Source organism: Sphingobium sp. TomTYG72, assembly GCF_055394715.1.
Map to the genome: position 1 here is coordinate 1,603,411 of NZ_AP027336.1, position 17,366 is coordinate 1,620,776.

General features: G+C 54.9%; 15 protein-coding genes and 1 tRNA gene. 11 read left to right on the top strand and 5 right to left on the bottom strand.

The window, feature by feature from the left end; all coding sequences use genetic code 11:
* Positions 1–196 precede the first annotated feature (196 nt).
* The 11 genes from ACZ5U1_RS08050 (at position 197) to ACZ5U1_RS08100 (ending at position 12,851) form a co-directional block, all read left to right on the top strand.
* Positions 197–1,285 (top strand): GHMP family kinase ATP-binding protein, encoded by a 1,089-nt coding sequence (locus tag ACZ5U1_RS08050; protein ID WP_464777957.1) that lies wholly within the window; start codon positions 197–199, stop codon positions 1,283–1,285.
* Complete coding sequence (locus ACZ5U1_RS08055; RefSeq protein WP_464777958.1) at positions 1,276–2,142, top strand: NAD-dependent epimerase/dehydratase family protein; 867 nt, start codon at positions 1,276–1,278, stop codon at positions 2,140–2,142. The genes ACZ5U1_RS08050 and ACZ5U1_RS08055 overlap by 10 nt, the downstream gene beginning before the upstream one ends.
* Complete coding sequence (locus tag ACZ5U1_RS08060; RefSeq protein WP_464777959.1) at positions 2,142–3,152, top strand: GDP-mannose 4,6-dehydratase; 1,011 nt, start codon at positions 2,142–2,144, stop codon at positions 3,150–3,152. The genes ACZ5U1_RS08055 and ACZ5U1_RS08060 overlap by 1 nt, the downstream gene beginning before the upstream one ends.
* Before the next feature lie 150 nt (positions 3,153–3,302).
* A complete protein-coding gene (locus ACZ5U1_RS08065) occupies positions 3,303–4,490 on the top strand; it encodes a polysaccharide biosynthesis/export family protein (RefSeq protein ID WP_464777960.1) in 1,188 nt (395 codons plus the stop codon).
* Positions 4,491–4,518: 28 nt separating this feature from the next.
* Complete coding sequence (locus ACZ5U1_RS08070) at positions 4,519–5,208, top strand: ABC transporter ATP-binding protein (protein ID WP_464777961.1); 690 nt, start codon at positions 4,519–4,521, stop codon at positions 5,206–5,208.
* Between the two features lie 39 nt (positions 5,209–5,247).
* The gene (locus tag ACZ5U1_RS08075; RefSeq protein ID WP_464777962.1) at positions 5,248–6,672 is read left to right on the top strand and encodes a glycosyltransferase family protein; all 1,425 of its coding nucleotides are present in this window, start codon (positions 5,248–5,250) and stop codon (positions 6,670–6,672) included.
* Entirely contained in the window at positions 6,672–7,910 is a 1,239-nt protein-coding gene (locus ACZ5U1_RS08080; protein ID WP_464777963.1) for an HAD-IIIA family hydrolase, read from the top strand. The genes ACZ5U1_RS08075 and ACZ5U1_RS08080 overlap by 1 nt, the downstream gene beginning before the upstream one ends.
* Positions 7,911–8,307: 397 nt before the next feature.
* Positions 8,308–8,448, top strand: coding sequence for a hypothetical protein (locus tag ACZ5U1_RS08085; protein ID WP_464777964.1), 141 nt, complete (start codon positions 8,308–8,310; stop codon positions 8,446–8,448).
* A 25-nt stretch (positions 8,449–8,473) separates the two neighbouring features.
* The gene (locus ACZ5U1_RS08090; RefSeq protein WP_464777965.1) at positions 8,474–10,321 is read left to right on the top strand and encodes a glycosyltransferase family 4 protein; all 1,848 of its coding nucleotides are present in this window, start codon (positions 8,474–8,476) and stop codon (positions 10,319–10,321) included.
* Positions 10,322–10,485: 164 nt separating this feature from the next.
* Entirely contained in the window at positions 10,486–11,997 is a 1,512-nt protein-coding gene (locus ACZ5U1_RS08095) for a GSCFA domain-containing protein (protein WP_464777966.1), read from the top strand.
* An 8-nt stretch (positions 11,998–12,005) separates the two neighbouring features.
* Positions 12,006–12,851: a WcbI family polysaccharide biosynthesis putative acetyltransferase gene (locus tag ACZ5U1_RS08100; protein WP_464779995.1), complete on the top strand. Its 846-nt coding sequence runs from the start codon at positions 12,006–12,008 to the stop codon at positions 12,849–12,851.
* Between the two features lie 78 nt (positions 12,852–12,929).
* Here the strand turns inward: ACZ5U1_RS08100 and ACZ5U1_RS08105 are convergent, their stop codons facing one another.
* The 5 genes from ACZ5U1_RS08105 to ACZ5U1_RS08125 all read right to left on the bottom strand — a co-directional run bounded on the left by ACZ5U1_RS08105 (position 12,930) and on the right by ACZ5U1_RS08125 (position 17,338).
* The gene (locus ACZ5U1_RS08105; RefSeq protein ID WP_464777967.1) at positions 12,930–13,715 is read right to left on the bottom strand and encodes an ABC transporter permease; all 786 of its coding nucleotides are present in this window, start codon (positions 13,713–13,715) and stop codon (positions 12,930–12,932) included.
* A gap of 2 nt (positions 13,716–13,717) precedes the next feature.
* Positions 13,718–14,887, bottom strand: a complete 1,170-nt coding sequence (locus ACZ5U1_RS08110; RefSeq protein WP_464777968.1) for a KpsE/RkpR family capsule polysaccharide export protein — start codon at positions 14,885–14,887, stop codon at positions 13,718–13,720.
* Between the two features lie 657 nt (positions 14,888–15,544).
* Positions 15,545–15,618, bottom strand: a tRNA-Gly gene (locus ACZ5U1_RS08115).
* A 530-nt stretch (positions 15,619–16,148) separates the two neighbouring features.
* Positions 16,149–16,730 carry a 5'-methylthioadenosine/S-adenosylhomocysteine nucleosidase gene (locus ACZ5U1_RS08120; RefSeq protein ID WP_464777969.1) on the bottom strand — a complete coding sequence of 194 codons (582 nt, stop codon included), beginning with the start codon at positions 16,728–16,730 and terminating at the stop codon, positions 16,149–16,151.
* A 71-nt stretch (positions 16,731–16,801) separates the two neighbouring features.
* The gene (locus ACZ5U1_RS08125; RefSeq protein WP_464777970.1) at positions 16,802–17,338 is read right to left on the bottom strand and encodes an adenine phosphoribosyltransferase; all 537 of its coding nucleotides are present in this window, start codon (positions 17,336–17,338) and stop codon (positions 16,802–16,804) included.
* Between the last annotated feature and the right edge of the window lie 28 nt (positions 17,339–17,366).

A 17,366-nucleotide genomic window follows, 5' to 3' on the forward strand; every position in this document is an offset into this window, starting at 1 on the left:
GCGAAGAAAAGCCTCGCAGGCGGTGGATGAGGAGGCAGGGATGATCGACACATCGAGGGGGGGCGGTATCTTTTTGGCCTCGACAAATGGTTGGGGGTGGGCGTCGCCTGCCTTGACCTCTGAGTGAGCGCAAGGCAACTCAACCTTCGCGAAGGGAAGCGGACGAACCATGACGATTGTTAAGGCAAAGTGATATATGGCGACTTCATTTCTGCGCACCCCAAGATCTGGCCGCACAAGCGATGACTTCCTGATACGCGCGCGCGCACCTCTTCGACTGGGGCTCGCCGGCGGCGGTTCGGACGTGTCGCCCTACTGCGATGAATATGGCGGCGCCATCCTCAACGTAACGATCGATAAGTTCGCCTACGCCACGGTCCAACCTCGATCCGACGATATGATCGTACTCCGATCCAGTGATCTGGGCGTGACGGAAACAGTCAATTTAGACACCGAGCCGGAAGCAGATAGCCGTCTCAAGCTGCACTACGGTGTCTACTGCCGCATGATGAACGAATTCAACGGCGGACACCGGATACCGCTCACACTAACCACAGAGGTGGAAGCGCCGCTGGGCTCCGGTCTTGGATCGTCTTCATCGCTTGTGGTGGCGATGGTTCTTGCTCTTAGCGAACTCGTCGCGGTGCCGCTGGGTGAATATGATCTTGCCCGTCTTGCTTATTCCATTGAGCGGAACGACCTCGGACTGGCCGGAGGCAAGCAGGACCAGTACGCTTGCGCCTTTGGCGGCTTCAACTTCATGGAGTTTTACGCGAACGACCGCGTTGTGGTGAACCCGCTTCGCATTCGGCCGGATATCCACAATGAGTTGGAATCCTCGATTCTGCTAGTATTTACCGGCCGCTCGCGCCAGTCGGCGAACATTATAGATGCACAGGCGAAATCTATCAGTAGCGGCGGCAAGTCGCTCGAAGCAATGCACCAGCTCAAGCTAGAAGCAACATTGATGAAGGAGGCGCTGCTATTTGGCAATATGCCGGAAGTCGGCCGAATTCTGGCACGCGGTTGGGAAGCAAAGAAGCAAACTTCTGCCGCCGTTTCATCGCCGGAGGTAGAGAAGCTGTTCGATATCGCCCTGTCGAATGGCGCATTGGCGGGAAAACTGTCGGGTGCCGGCGGCGGTGGCTTCGCCATGTTCTTGGTCGACCCCACGCGTCGCAGTCAAGTGGCGCATCTGATCAACGAACAAGCGCTTGGGCAGACCGAAACCTGCCGCCTGATCGTCGAGGCTGCAACAAGTTGGGAGTATCCTCGATGGGCATGAACGGATCGCTCTTGGTCATCGGAGCAAAGGGGTATGTCGGCGAAGCGGTCATCGCCGAGGCGAGCCATCGCGGACTTAAGGTTGCAGGCACGTCTTCTTTGGGCGGGAACGGTCTATTGCCCCTGAACCTCGCTCATGCGGAGAAGTTCGACTATCAAGCAATTTCGAAAGATTGTACGGTGGTTTTAACCGCTGCTGTCTCGAGCCCGGATCACTGTTCCGATAACTACAACAATGCCTATGCCGTCAATGTCACTGGCACAACACACTTCGTAGAACAAGCGCTTGCTCGAGGCGCGCATGTCATCTTCTTGTCCTCCGACGCTGTTTATGGCGAAGCTCCTCTGCCAGTCAACGAAGAGGCTGTTTGTAAGCCGATCGGCGCCTATGCGGAAATGAAACTAGAGGTGGAGCGCCGCTTTTGGGGCGATCCGGGCTTCAAGGTCGCGCGATTGTCCTATGTCTTTTCCCGGAAAGACAAGTTCACCCGCTATCTCCTTGATTGTGCCACGAACGGCAGCACGGCCGACATATTCCACCCGTTTGCACGCCATGTGATCCACCGCGGCGATGTAGTAGAAGGCCTTCTCGCACTCCATGCCCGTTGGGAGACTACAGCGAATGCGGTCAATTTCGGCGGGCGTCACTCAGTTTCCCGGCTCGACATCGCAGGAGCCATCAAGCGCCTGGTTGCTCCGCAGCTGGACATTCGCGAGATTTCTCCCAGCCCTGATTTCTTTAAAGACAGGCCTCGGGAAATCCAGCTCGTGTCCACCCGGCTTGAGTCTATCCTCGGACGGCCTGTGCGGTCGATCGATCAAGCAATCCAAATAGAATTTAACATCGGAGATCGTTGATGGCATCTAAGGCGCTCATTACGGGCATCACCGGCATGGTGGGATCCCACCTTGCGGATTACCTGTTGGCAAATACGGACTGGGAGATCTATGGTCTGTGTCGGTGGCGCAGTCCGCTGACCAACATCCATCATCATATCCCGCGCATCAACGCGAAGGACCGGATGCATCTCCTCTATGGCGATCTCCGGGACTCCCTGTCGCTCGATCAGGTAGTGCGTGACAGCGAACCAGATTACGTCTTCCATCTCGCAGCGCAGAGCTATCCCAAGACCAGTTTCGATGCGCCGATCGAGACCTTCGACACCAATATTGAAGGAACAGAACGATTGCTCGCTGCTCTACGGCGCCACGCTCCTGACGCCGTGATCCATGTGTGCGCATCGTCTGAAGTATTCGGTCGCGTACCGAAGGAAAAGCTGCCCATTGACGAAGAATGCACGTTCCACCCGGCATCGCCATATGCCATTTCCAAGGTGGGAACGGACCTCATCGGCCGCTACTATGGCGAGGCCTACGGCATGAAGGTCATGACCACACGTATGTTCACGCATACCGGCCCGCGGCGCGGAGACGTGTTCGCCGAGAGCACCTTCGCAAAACAGATCGCTCTAATTGAGAACAACTTGATTCCGCCGGTTGTGAAGACCGGAAACCTCGATTCCCTGCGTACCTGGGCGGACGTGCGGGACGCGGTGCGTGCCTACTACATGCTGGTGACCGTTGAGCCGATCGCAGGCGCCTACTACAATATCGGCGGCGATCACGTGGCTTCCGTTCGCGAGATGCTGGACACCTTGCTGTCCTTTTCAAAAGTCAAGAACATCAGCGTCGAAACCGACCCTGAGCGGCTTCGCCCAATCGACGCCGACCTCCAGGTACCTAACATCGCCAAGTTCCAGAATCACACGGGTTGGAAGCCCGAGATTTCCTTTGAACAGACGATGGGCGATTTGCTGGAATATTGGCGCGGCCGGGTTGCGCGGGAGGGTGACTTCCTGACCCGCTGAGCCGTGGACCGTGTGACCTCTGCCGCGTGGCGCTCCAGGAAAACAAAACGAGAAGCGGCGCGGACAGAGCGTCATTGCCTTTCGTGACCATTGCCTTGAACTTTGCCGACGGCTATGTCGGCCCTCAAACCCATCTATGGACAGTCGCCCTTGCCAACCTATGTTAATCCAGCCACTGGCCACCAAGATCGCGGGCTTCCCGCTGGAACGAGAACAATCCTCGCCGTAGCCTTATCGGCGTCGCTTTCTGCATGCGCCTTCCTGCCGGCGGGGGGGCCTCGCTCCAGCGCCATCAATCGAAGTGCCGATCGCATAGTCGGAGAGAGCGCCATTCGAATTATTGAGCTCGATTCCGCTGTCGCAAAGCGCGTGGTTGAAAACGCGCCGAAGGCAAGCTTTGCCGGTGCATTGGGCGATGGAACGCCCGTCGGTTCGCTAATAAGCCGTGGCGACATCGTAAGTGTCGAACTCTGGGAGGCGCCTCCCGCGGTTCTGTTCGGCGGAGGCATCGCTAATCTTGGAGCCGGTGCAACTGCGACTCCGCGCTCGCAATTGACGGAACAGATGGTTGATACGGAGGGGAAAATTTCCATTCCGTTCGTGGGCTTTGTCCAAGCGGCCGGTCGCACGCCGGCTCAGTTGGCTCAAGCGATTGAGAGGGGCTTAGCGGGCAAGGCCCACGCGCCGCAAGCTTTAGTAAAAATGGTCACTAGTGCGTCCCGAACAGTGACAGTGATGGGCGAGGTCAACAATAGTTCACGTGTCCCCCTTACGCCGAAGGGTGAACGTCTGCTTGACGTGTTGGCAAGCGTTGGCGGAACGCGGCAGCCGGTCGGCAAAATGACAGTGCAAGTGACACGCGGCGACCGAACAGTTGCTATGCCACTGGAGCGCGTAGTCGCAAATCCGGCAGAGAATATTCGGCTTCAGCCTGACGATCTGGTCACGGCGCTTTACCAGCCGTACAGCTTTACCGCACTGGGCGCGACGGGCCGCAACGAAGAAATTCCGTTCGAAGCCACGGGCATCACTTTATCTCAGGCGCTAGGCCGTGTTTCCGGCCTTCAGGACATGCGTGCTAACGTGGCCGGGGTGTTTATTTTCCGGATGGAGTCGCCCGAAGCGCTCGCCAGTGGAGCAACCGGGGACAAAATTCCTGTCATCTACCGTATCGACCTGCGGGATCCTGCATTGTTTTTCGTCGCACAGAGCTTTCCGATACGTAATCAAGACATATTATATGTCTCCAACGCTCCGCTCGCTGACCTCCAGAAGTTTGTCAACGTGATCGCTTCCTCCGTCCTGCCGGTGGCGACGGTATCCACAATCGTACCGTGAAATTTACGGGCCAAATGGAAGGGTGCGGGTGGGGATCAACGAAGGCGGTCGGCACCTCATGATAAAGCTGGATTCGGTCACCAAGCGTTACGAGACCCGCCGCGGCCCTAAGACCGTGCTGGATGATATCAATCTTTCTATCGAAAGAGCGGAAAAGATCGGCATTCTCGGCAGAAATGGTGCCGGTAAGTCGACGATGATCCGAATCATCAGCGGCGCTGAACGACCGACGCATGGCAAAGTTAGTCGAAGCATGTCGGTTTCCTGGCCGCTTGCATTCGGCGGAGCGTTCCAGACGGGTTTGACCGGCGTGGATAATATCAGGTTCATTTGCCGCGTTTACGGAGTCAGCACAAAGGACAAGATCGAAATTGTAGACGACTTCGCTGAACTTGGCCCTTATCTCTATGAGCCATTACAAAATTATTCCTCAGGCATGCTATCGCGGCTGGCATTTGGCATTTCAATGGCAGTCGATTTCGACTGCTTCCTGATCGATGAAGTCGTAGCCGTGGGAGATGCGCGATTTCAAGAAAAATCTCGCACCGAGCTATTTGAAAAGCGCAAAGACAAAGCCATGATAATCGTATCCCACGATCCCGGTTTCATACGAGAGCACTGCCAGCGCGTCTATGTTTTGGAGAATGGAAAAATCAGCAGCTTCGTTGATGTCGATGAAGCCTATCATTGCTATCATAGAATTCTATTACTTGAATGATCGTGGCACGCTTATGATGATGTGGACTGAACCATCCCTATGATGTCAAAGATTTTTCGTAAAATGCGTGGGATCCGATCTTTCGGTAAGGAAGCACGCTACACGCTGATGGGGCATCGTGACCGGGAAATCCGACGTGACATCGATGAATTACGCGGATCGATCGCTGCCCTGAGCCTCGATCGCTTCATCCAGGACTGCAATAAGCGCGATAGTTTGGCGGACTTGGCTGTCATTACATGCCTTCCCCCAGATGAGACCGGGATCGCTCGCTTTTCTGAGACCCATTTGGCGGCTTGGCCATCCGCAGTTGATATATACACCCACTTCACCGATTCTACAAAGATAGTTAATGCACTGCGCAACATTTCGGGAAATAACCCCGCCGCTAATATTTTTTCGATAGAGGGGCTATCATTTAACCATCTGCGCCACCCCTATCGAGATATTGTCTTTGTCATCGGCAATTCCGACCACAATGTAGTCTTGCTGAAGGCATTGAGGCATTTTGTTGAAGTTTTTGGCCCGGAAGGCGTTCATTGTTATTTGCATGATCCCGCATGTTTCAACGTCACCCGGCTCGCTCTTGGTTTACCCGAACAGGCATTTGCAAAAAAGCTTGCAGAATTGCATGGAACAAAGCTCAGAAATATCGCGAGCGGCGAGCAACATATTTTCGATGATTTTATCCATGCCGGCATTTTCGGCCCGCGGGTTATTTCTCAGATGTTTGGCGTGCGAAGCTTTATTGTCAATAGTCAGTCTGCAAAGGAAATGATTCTCTCGAACTGCGGCGATAATCATCCTCATGTGGGCGTTCTCTATCATCCAGTATTTGAACTTGAGCGCGGCGTAGATCCTGATTGGCATCGGTCCGATCCCGATGAAGAATTAGTTATTGGATCTTATGGCTGCCCTAGCTTGAACAAATTAACTAATGTGGTGATCGAAGCCTGCCAATTGCTGGTCGACCAGGGCAAGAAAATCCGCCTCATCTTATCTGGCTATGGCAGCAAAGTTTATTTAGAACGCCACTTCGGAGAAAATCCACCTCGCTGGATTGATGCACGTCATCAGGCAAACGAAGCCGACTTTCAACGTGACATGATTGAGTGCGATATCGCAATTCAGCTTCGAAAACATAATCTCGGTGAAAGTAGCGGCGTGGTTCCTACTTTGCTCAAGATGGGAAAGACCGTCATCGCATCCCCAATTGGCGCTTTTACAGCCTATGGGAATTCGGTTGTATATTTTGACGGCAATGCGGGATCTCTGGCTGAAATATTAAAACAGGGTGTGAAAATTTCCCCTGAAAGCATTGGTGAGTTCGTCTCCGCACATGGCGTCACCCAGTTCAATCAGGCTTTTTGCACGCTTTTGAACAAGAGCCATGAAGTTATGCCGATTTCATTGACCGTGTCGGCCAAAGAAGCTGGAAGCATCGTTTCGGGAGGCAGGGGCTGATGCCATCGATCCGACAGCTAGTAATTCTTGCGGGAGGTAAAGGGACCCGCCTCGGCGAGTATGCGCGAAATATACCAAAACCTTTGATGCAGATTACCGAGCAAAGCGTCTTCCTTGATTATATAGTAGAGAACGCCGCTCGCCAGGGCTTTTTGGACATATTGATTGTCGCCGGACATCTGGGCGACCAGATCGCTGCGCGTTACCACCATCTTCGCTGCAAGGATGCTAATGTCTCGGTTTTTATCGAGCCAGAGGCTCGAGGGACCGCGGGTGCGCTGACATTTGCGCAAGATCGCTTGGCTGGCGCCTTTATGGTGGCAAACGGCGATACCTTTTTTGATATCAATTTTAGGGCTGTTGCATCGTACCTCGAAGGTTCGCCCCAAATGGACGCGGCAATCGCCTTACGAAGCGTGGACGATGTAGGCCGCTATGGCTCCGTCGAAACCAACGCTGACGGCCTCGTGACTGAGTTCAGAGAGAAAGACGAAAGCAGGCTCGGGCAACCGGGGGTAATCAACGGCGGTGTTTACGCCATTCGGCATCGGGCGCTATCGAGCATTTCAACATATCCTGCATCGATCGAGACCGACCTTTTTCCTTATCTTTCCGAAAGCGGAACTCTGGGTTCTGTTCGCACTCAAGGATATTTTATAGATATCGGCCTTCCTGAAACGCTTGAACGCGGCAGGAGAGAACTTCCCATTCGACGCCGCGCCGCCTTGTTCCTCGACCGCGATGGCGTGTTGAATCACGATACACATCATTTGCACCGGCGTGAGGATTGGCAATGGATCGACGGCGCCAAGGACGTGATCCGAGCTGCGAACGATGCCGGGGTAGCTGTAGTCGTCATAACCAACCAGGCGGGAATCGGACGCGGCAAATATCGTGAATGCGACGCGATTGCACTCCACGCCTGGATGCAAGAAGAGCTTCACGCCCATGGAGCGTTCGTCGACGCAGTCTATTTATCTCCCTACCATCCAGAAGCGACGGCCGAAGCCTATCGGATCAGAATCCCCTTCGATCGCAAACCTGAACCGGCGATGCTCCTGCGGGCAGCGCGTCAACATGGTCTGGATCTCACGCGCAGCCTGTTCGTCGGCGACCAACCGAGCGACGCATCCGCCGCGAGGGCCGCCGGTGTGCCATTCCTCTTTTTCAATGGCGGCGATCTGCATCGGGAGATCATGAGCAGCGACATAGGCTCTCGCCTGCTCGCCGCCGCTTGATAAGCGAACTGGCCATGCTCATCATTCCGGTAGCGCAGCAGGTAGAGCTGCTGGACATATGCGAGATGGGTATCGAGCAATGAACGCGAGCACCAATTCAGCCGGCTGTTGTTTCTGGTTCCCCCATGAATGATCGATGTTACAAGAGGGCTATGAAGAATCTAACGAAATTCGTCCGTCGCCTGTCGGACAAAGGCGCGTTCCCGCAAGTTATCCCAGCTAGCGAGACTACGATGGTTGACGGTGCCGTTGACGATTCGAACAAATTGACGCTTGAGGACCGGGAATTGATCGGGTTCATTGAAGCAATGGACAAAAGACTTTATTCCCTCGAGCATGACCTCTGGATCATCCGGAACCGGATCGCAGAATGGAGCGACGGGGAGCATCCTGCTCGATGAGCGCGCCTTCACCACTGCGGACCGACCGGGCGATGCTGGTAGATTTGCTGAATCGCCAACTAAGCCGGATCACCGCCCTGGAACGTGAGATTGCCGAGTTGATGAAATTCCTCGACAGGCGCGATCAGCGACGCTGAAACGATCTCTGATGTGAGAACCATCATGCAAAAGATTTTCATCGTTTCGGTTATGCAGCCGAACGATTTGTGGTGTCGCAATCATACGCTACTTATGGCCAGAGCGTTGTGTGAGCAGTACGATGTCGTAATCCTCTCAAATAAACTTTTCCCCCTGACCGATGAAGAGAGAGAATTCTTTCCAGAAGGACGTTCGCCAGTCCTTCTGGAAATATATGCGTACTTCCAGTCCGAACGGGATGACTCCGATTTCCTACTATATCAATTAGCCAACAACGATCATTTCGGATGGATTGCGGAATGTTTCCTGCGCCATCCAGGCGCAGTTCTCATGCATGACATCAGTCTGTTTTGGTTGTTATGCCAGACAACCGGCCTGAAGCACACGTTCATCGAAGAAGAGATCGGCATTTCTAATGCGATTATGCTCAAAAACTCTCTTGACTGGAGCAAACCGAAGCTCGCGGCAACCGGAGTTCATGCCACCTTTTTCAACAGGGCCATCCTCCAATATGCTTCGGGAATAATTACCCATTCACCATTTCAGGCGGCTAATTTTCGCCGCAAGTTCCCCGACGTGCCTGTGCACAGCGTTCCCCTCGTCCCCAACTTCCTTCATCCGCTAACGCCGATAGTCGATCGCACGGATCTTGTTCATCACCGGGCCGAAATCGGGATTACCGACACGACGATCACCTTCGGAGTGATGGGTTTCCAGGCGTTCCACAAGCGACTTCCCGAATTGCTTGAGGGCTTTTGCAAACTGGAATCCAACGCGGACGTGAAATTGCTGCTCGTCGGTAAATGGGATGTGGAGGTCCGTGCGCAGTGCGCGCAGAGCATCGCCGAGCTGGAACGTCGCGGATGGGTGCTGCTCGTGGACCGTTATGTGCCGGAAAAGGAGCTGGAAACCTTCATCGCCATCAGCGATGTTGTCGTCAACTTCCGTTATCCTACAGCGGGCGAGAGCAGCGGTATTGCCTGCCAAGCGCTTGCGGTCGGCGTACCTCTGATGGTGAACAAGATCGCCTCCTTCGTGGACCTACATGAGGCTAGCGTCATCCGAGTCCCATTCGCCGTCAGCGGCACCGAAAGCGATGCTGTGGCCGCGACCCTGCGGCACATCACCAAAAATCCCGAATACTTAAGGGAAAAGCGGGAGGCGGCCCGGGCGAATGTCGCCTATTACCGTATGGCTCGCTACAGCTCGGATTACTGCCAAACCGTGGCGGAACAATTGCAAGATTATACTGACCGTCGTTCCCGCGCTGACGAGCGCCTGGCCATCCGCCGAGAAAATGATGCGTGGTATCCGATCAAACGACCGACCGGCGGTCATATAGCTGTCGTTCTTGATAGCGGCGGCATGGGTGTATCACTTTCCAATCCGCTAATGGGCGACCGCGAGATACTGTCGATCATTCAAAGGGAGGAGCGGCGCGCCCGCGAACGGGGAGAGAAGCCGGGAGACCTCGTGCAACTCCCAATGCTCCGCGCCATAGCTGAACCCTTGAACTTGCTTGAGCCGGGCGTTGACCTGTCGAACCATGCAAGTCTCGTGCTGACATGTTTGCCCGGCGGAGGCAAAGCCGAGCTGGCAGCACTAATCGCTACCATATCGAGCCTGCCGATAGGCGCGCGTGTGATCGTACCTGAAGCGTTCCTCGACTTTGTCGCAATGGGTCAGGGCTTCGAGAAGCCGGGGCTGGGTAAGAGCGTGCATGACTATATGAACACGCTGCTGCTCGAAGGCAAATATGCCGCCGAAGTTGGAATTTATCGCCACGGACTCCATGTCCTTGAGGACTTATATCTCGCCAACCAGCGTTTTGTCATCTTGCGGTACGGATCAACGGTGCACAGTTGCACCTGAAGAAACTTCCGAAACGGCAGCAACCGCCATGCGCCCTGTCTAGCGGGGAATCTTGCGTCGGTGAAAGGCAGCTGCATTATGTCTTGGGGTTGCCCCCGACCGGAGATCGACGGTAGGAACAATGGCGATTTCGCGGCACTGGCAACGCCAGAGAAGAGGTTTTGATGACAACCCCACCCTTTTCAAGGCACTTTGATTTCGCTCGGACCGACCCAGAGTTAGCGCTGGAGGGTTTCTCACAGATTGAAGCTCTCGGTAGGTGGACTGATGGGCGCAACGCACACGTGACGCTGCGTAACAATCAGGAATGGCCACGAGCCTTGTTGATCGAGATCGATGCCGCTCCCTTCGTGCCTCCGGGCGAAGGGAAGCAGGATGTCACCATCAATGTGAACGGCGTGGAGCCGGCCGCGTTCGTGTTCGAAAAGCACCTCGAACGCGAAAAACTGACGGTTCCTTTTTCGCTCCTTGCCGACGAAACCGACAAGCCACTGGAAATTGAGTTCAAGATCGGGAATCCGTCAAAGCCCTCGAAATATGATATGGGCGAGGATAATCGCGATCTGGGCCTCTTCCTTCTATACATCCAGGTTACCGAGCGGCCATCTGAAGAGCGGCGGGAGCCCATCAACCCCTACAAGGGCCTGCCCCCACATCAGTTCTGGCGTCGCTCCATTTCTGCGGTAGAGAGCTTCAGGGTCGATCCGGTCACGAAACCCCGGTTCCGCATTTCGCAAAACGCGCGGGTCGGGACAGCAGGTAGTTGCTTCGCCCAACATATATCGCGGCGCATCTCAGCGGCCGGCTTCAATTATTTCGTGACCGAAAAAGGGGAGCGTCTGGAAGAGGCGCAGCGGTCAGCCAACAATTATGGCACCTTCTCTGCCCGATACGGCAATATCTACACTACCGTCCAACTGGTTCAGCTGTTCGACGAAGCATTCGGATCGCGGACGCCAGCGGAAACCGCCTGGGCACGGCCCGACGGCCGCTTTGTCGATCCCTACCGGCAGCAGATACAGCCCGATGGCTTCACGAGTATCGAGGAGGTACACGCCGATCGCCAAAAGCATCTCAAGGCGGTGCGTCGGCTGTTTGAAGATACGGACATTTTCGTCTTCACGCTCGGCCTTACCGAAGCCTGGCTTTCCAAAAAGGACGGGTCTGTATTCTCGGCCGCGCCGGGCGTGGTCGCAGGCGCTTGGGACGCGCACCGTTACGAGTTCGTCAACCTGGACCTCGAGCAAACCTATGGGGCGTTAGAGGAGTTTCTCGGCAAATTTCACGCAGTCAATCCCAATGCCAAGGTCTTGCTGACAGTGTCACCCGTACCGCTTATCGCAACCTACGAGCCGCGCTCCGTGCTCGTATCGACCGTTTATAGCAAGTCCGTCCTTCGGGTCGCGGCCGAAAAGGCGCTTAAAGCATTTAATTGGGTTGATTATTTCCCCTCATTTGAGATTATAACAGCAAGTTCCTCTGGCGGCCTTTATCATGAAGATGATTATCGCGAGGTGAATATGCGCGGAGTCTCTCATGTCATGCGGTGCTTCATGAAGCATTACATTGCCGGATCGATTGCTGAACCGGAGCAACTGCCGACGGGAATGCATGTTCAAGGATCCATGTCCGGACTCATCTGCGATGAAGAAATCTTAGAAAAAGTGCGGAATTGACATTGGATATGGAAAAGTGGTTAGTGATTTCGACATGCCAAACTGTTGGCCTCAGTAACTGCATCCAATCACTTGTGAACGATGTGATTGTTACTGGTGTCGATATAGCCCTATTCAATTCAGACCCGAAGCGCTTCGGGAATGAAATGGAAAACTACGATAAATTATTCATCAACCCAGGTGTTACCGACCTACTGCCCTCTAACGAGATTGGCAAGATTGGCAGTCATATTCCGGTTCCTGCGGTCTTCTTCCGCTCTTACCATCCCGACCTCGCATATATTGAATGCAACGGCAAGATTTTGCGTGGTCCCCAGGGGGAATATCATTCTGCAATCGCGTATGCATGCTTCGCCAGAGGGATGACTGTCTCAGACACTTTGGGCTATTTCAACGGCAACTTTTACGAACGCTGCGGCTATATGTCGCTGTGGCTAGCGGAATGCGAACGGCTAATAAAGGAGATGGCAGCATCGGGGATCGAAATTGCCGATCGACTGCGGCGATGGGGCAGGCAGCGCCCCTTCATGCACAGCGCCAACCATCCGCACATCCATGTGCTCCACGACCTCGCCAAAGAACTAGTGCGGCTTCAGGGGAGAGCGCCGGTGGCGGACGGCATCATTCCGCATGACAACCTACAGCTTGCAGAATGCTTTGCAGTCTATCCCGAAATAGCAGAAGCACTGGGAGTCGGAGGAGGATACGTGTTCAAAGGAGACACGTATCGGCCCGTTGATCTGACCGAATTCGTCACAAAGTCGTTTGAGATATACAGTGAATGCCCACCTGGGGCAGTTGCCCCCTACTCCTATTACAAAGAATTCGTCGAAGTGGTGACTGCGAACCTGTGAGCACTTCTTTCCATTCAAGTTGCTTCTGTGGCAAAAGCACCCGCGCGGGCACTTTCCGATAAAGAAATCGGTTGACTTCTATTTCTGTATTTTTCGCATATGGATCAGTGCCACCAGCATCATCACGATATTAACAGCGGTCACGTATATCAGGTCATAATGCGCATTGATCTTCGATCCGAAGAAGCCGTCTCTCAACAATTCAGTACCGCTCACCTGTGGCAATAGCAGGATATAAGGCTGCACCGCTGTCGGCATGGCATCGACCAGAAATGCCGCGCCGCCGAAAGGAAACATGAGATAGGCGGCCGGATGCCAGAACTTCTCAACCATGTCATACTTCTCGGAAAGCGTGCCAAGCAGCATCGCGAGCGACGCCCCGAACCAGATCAGAAACGCCCACCCAGCCATGACCTTCAACAGGTTTTCAGGCGGCTCCATCCACCCTATCGCGATGAACAAGAGACCGAGCACGATCAAGGACATCGTCGCCCCAATCGCCTCAAGCAAGATGCGTGAGAGATAGATATCGATTGGGCGCACATTGTTGTGATGCATCAGCGCTTCATTGATCGAAATCGCGAACATGCAACGTGCCGGCATGTTCCGCCAGACCAGCAGGCTTGAATAGCCAGTCAGCGCAAATGCTTCGATCGGGATTTCCGCGCCATGAAGATTCTTCATGAACGTCCAGATCGCCGTCACACCAATAGTGAACATCATCGGCTCGACGAAAAGCCAGAGGAAACCGATATTATGCCGTCCGTATCGGGTCAGCACCTCCCGCATGAGAAGGGCGTAAATGACCCGCCACTGGATACGGAAGGAGCGGGCGAAGCTTCGAGGTGTTTCGGCGTGCTGCACGATCAGTCCTGATGTTCACGAATACCGGCGACCAGCATGCGAACCAGCGCCCAAAGCAGGAGAGCGAAAAGGAGGACGGATGCGACTCCCCTCAGCTTGCGAGGCTCTTCTGCTTCATCCGGCAGGTTGGGCCGGTACAATGTTTCGATATAGGACTGTTTCTTGTCCGCAGCATTGCGCGCTTCCTGCAACGCGTTCAAGGCGACGGCATATTCCTTTTCCGCCAGCGTATTGGCCAGTTGCAGGCGCTGATACGCTATACCGCGGGTCGCCATCGAGTTGCCACTACCCGTTAGCTTCCCCTGCTCCTCCCCGAGAGCCTGGGTCAACGCGGCGATGCGGTTCTCCAACTCCTTCACTTGCGGATTGGCGGGTGCAATCGACCGCAGTTCGGCCAACTGAGTGCGGGCGGTCACTAGTTCGCCCTGCAGTTTCATGATCAGTTCGATGCTGGCCGAAGCCTGGCGCTCGGGATCAATGACGCCTTGTCTGTTACGGTAGGCGGCCAAAGCGATGGAGCTCTCTTGCAGACGTCGTTGCGCGGCCTCAGCTTCCTTCCGCGATAAGCCGATCATGTCCGCGCGTGAGCGCTCGTTCAATTGGTTGACGACTTTTTCGGCCTGCCCCACGAGCTTTTGGTTGATCCGCTGCGCATCCGTAGGCGTGAAGGCGCGAACTCGAACGGTAGTAATGCCCGTCGACCGATCATGATCAATCTGAACCTTGTCGATGAAATAATGATAAAGATCTTCGAATGTTCCATCTACCCCGAGGGGGTTGAACCTGTTGAAAATGGAAATTTCAGTCCGCGTATAGGCATCCCGAACATAGTTTCGGGCATTAAGATATGTGAGCGCGTCCCGCGAGGTCATATAAGCCCGCGCCGCATAGGCATTCTCGTCGTTGCTAGAAGTAATTCCTGTGTTAAGAAGGAGGCCAAGTCCATTCATTTTAGGAGAATCCGAATTCCGGATAACGAAACTGGACTCCGCAATATATACGTCAGACGCGATAACATAGAAGTACAGCAACGACAACGCTACAGGTACTGAGACTATCAAGTGAAACGAGGTACCAATATTCCTGAACTTCTTCAAAAATAGCATCGCTCTACGCTCGTTTGCCAATTTATTTTCCCGAAAAGCAATTGCCGATAAGCGTTTTTGTAGCATTGTTCAGAGTTCCTCGCTTCGGCGACATAGTTATGCGAGGGCAATAGCGACTTTTCGGATGTGAGCAAAGAACCTATGCGGCATCTGTCGCACGGCCGCCGTGACTGTGGCGATCTTTATACATGTCAATCCGTCAGCGCCCGAGAAAAAGGGACGACCATACGTTCGAGAACCGTAAGCAGGTGGTCGGAGCCGCTTACGATGCTGCGTCCACGCTGCTGGCTCGGTGTGAACCGCGCCGCGCCTGCCGGAGCCTTAGGGTCTTCAGGCATGCTGCCACACCGATGTTGTCTGCGGCTGCATGATATCGATCTTCGGATTTGGCATGGGGGAGGTTGCCGATGGGCTATAGCTGTCGGCAATGGTTGAACCAGTAGTTCTGCTCGAACGTGGCATACTCGACCCTTCGAAGCTGCGCCATGGTCCTCGCCGGTGGTCGGACGCTTTTTTGCGCCCGACAAAGGCGAAGTTGCTCGAACTATAGAGTAAGCGCTTTTCACTGCTGAAACCAGAAAATCGGTGTGGACCGGAACGCTGGTCCGTCCGCAGCGACACGGAAGATGGTGACGCTCGCGAGCCACAATTCTCTTGCGGCTCACACACTCGGCGGGCGAACACGAAACTCGGGGCTGATAGCACATGCCAACGGCAAGCGAATGGAGCGGGTAGCGGGGATCGAACCCGCATCACAAGCTTGGAAGGCTAGTGCTCTACCATTGAGCTATACCCGCCCGTTAGAAGGGAGCCCTGCCAGTTTTGCTGGGCCTTCGTCAATCCCAAAAAATGTGCCTGTTAGTTAAGAATTGCGTTCTTTCGTAAAGCCTCGGAGCCGGGCTGACGAAGCGACCCGCGTGCAGATTGCAGCGCATTGCGCCCTAAACCGCGCTCGAGCTCTATCCGCAGGGGCCATTACGTCCTATACGGGAGCAGTCCAGCGAAAAGAACGAACGAGAGAGAATCAGCATCAGACACTGATTCGCGGGGACGGTGACCTCTGCGTAGGGCATCTCTTGACAACTCCCAATTTACGGCAAATGAACATAGCGTTTGGGAAAAGTTTGACTTATGGACGCGCTGAGCGAATATCGGGCAGAGCCGTCCTGCGGTCTAAGTATTTCACTGATTTATTGTGATAAAGTGGCCGCTGTCCGCCGCCTTGACATCGCAGGTGTTGCCAAATCGGTCTGGCACACCCAACACTGACGTTCGATTCAGCGAATGACTAGCGGGCTTTGCATGTCTCCGCTGTCTTTCTGCGAAATTAGCTGCTCACCTGGTTCAACGTATCGGCCAGTAAATCAACTGTTACCGCCAGCCGCTCGTCTAGCAATGCGAGGAGTTGTGTCCAACCGAGCATATCGTTCAGTTCTCCTGGGCCGTCGGATATGCCGCGCAGTCCCATCAGGGGAACAGTGAAGCGCTGGCAGGCTCGGGTGATGGCGAAGGTTTCCATATCGACCATATCGGCGTCAATCAGTGCATATTCCTCGCCGCCTACGATGTTTGCGCCGGTTGAAAGGCGCGCCGCGGGAATGTCGAGAGGTGCGTGCAGCGGTAGATCGACGGGGTGATCTATGAACGGAGTCACTCCCTTTGCGAAACCAAGGCGGGAGGCGTCCATGTCGCGCCAGGATACGCTCGCGACCTGATAGACCTCCCCCAACTGACAGGCGCGGGAGCCAGCTGAGCCCAGTGACACAACAAGGTCGGGCAGAGCATCATGCTGGTGAAGGTGCTGAAGCGCCAAGGTGGTTGTGATCGCGGCTTCGACGGGACCGACGCCCGTCATCAGCGGCGTGAAGCGGGAACGCAGATGTGGGCCATATTCATCCTCTATCGCCATTAGGAAGAGGATGCGCTTTCCGGCGATTAGCTCGCAATTTGGTTGGTGGGGGAAATTCATGAAGGAAACCGTTAATTGCCGGGGAATTTGAGGAGGGCGGCGGTGGCGATGCCGTCGGCTTCGAGGGCGGAGCGACCGCCGAGGTCGGGCAAGTCGATGGCGAAGAGGGCCAGGAGCAAGGTGGCGCCTTGTTCGCGGAGGAGTTGGGCTGCGGCGAGAGCGGTGCCGCCTGTGGCGATGAGGTCATCGACCAGCAGGACGCGGGCGCCCTGCCCTATCTGTCCTTCATGCAATTCGAGGCGGTCAGTACCATATTCGAGCACATAGTCGATGCCGACGGTCTTGCCGGGTAGCTTGCCCGATTTGCGGATCGGAACGAAACCGAGCCCGAGCGCATGAGCGAGTGCCGATCCAAGCACGAAGCCGCGCGCCTCGATGCCAACGACGATGTCGGCGTCGAGCGGGCGGGCGATCGCGGCAAGGCTGCTGACGAGCGCGGAGAAGCCTTCAGCATCGGCCAGCAGAGTTGTGATGTCGCGGAACAGGATGCCGGGCTTTGGAAAGTCGGGGATGGTCCGGACCAGCGCGGCGAGTTCATCTAGATCCATGTAAACTCCCAATGAAAAAGGGGCGCGG

Coding starts and splice junctions, on each gene's coding strand:
- ACZ5U1_RS08095 (WP_464777966.1), top strand. CDS start 10,486: ATGACAACCCCACCCTTTTCAAGGCACTTTGATTTCGCTCGGACCGAC.
- ACZ5U1_RS08080 (WP_464777963.1), top strand. CDS start 6,672: ATGCCATCGATCCGACAGCTAGTAATTCTTGCGGGAGGTAAAGGGACC.
- ACZ5U1_RS08055 (WP_464777958.1), top strand. CDS start 1,276: ATGGGCATGAACGGATCGCTCTTGGTCATCGGAGCAAAGGGGTATGTC.
- ACZ5U1_RS08100 (WP_464779995.1), top strand. CDS start 12,006: ATGGAAAAGTGGTTAGTGATTTCGACATGCCAAACTGTTGGCCTCAGT.
- ACZ5U1_RS08085 (WP_464777964.1), top strand. CDS start 8,308: ATGAGCGCGCCTTCACCACTGCGGACCGACCGGGCGATGCTGGTAGAT.
- ACZ5U1_RS08090 (WP_464777965.1), top strand. CDS start 8,474: ATGCAAAAGATTTTCATCGTTTCGGTTATGCAGCCGAACGATTTGTGG.
- ACZ5U1_RS08110 (WP_464777968.1), bottom strand. CDS start 14,887: ATGCTACAAAAACGCTTATCGGCAATTGCTTTTCGGGAAAATAAATTG.
- ACZ5U1_RS08050 (WP_464777957.1), top strand. CDS start 197: ATGGCGACTTCATTTCTGCGCACCCCAAGATCTGGCCGCACAAGCGAT.
- ACZ5U1_RS08120 (WP_464777969.1), bottom strand. CDS start 16,730: ATGGCGATAGAGGATGAATATGGCCCACATCTGCGTTCCCGCTTCACG.
- ACZ5U1_RS08075 (WP_464777962.1), top strand. CDS start 5,248: ATGATGTCAAAGATTTTTCGTAAAATGCGTGGGATCCGATCTTTCGGT.
- ACZ5U1_RS08125 (WP_464777970.1), bottom strand. CDS start 17,338: ATGGATCTAGATGAACTCGCCGCGCTGGTCCGGACCATCCCCGACTTT.
- ACZ5U1_RS08060 (WP_464777959.1), top strand. CDS start 2,142: ATGGCATCTAAGGCGCTCATTACGGGCATCACCGGCATGGTGGGATCC.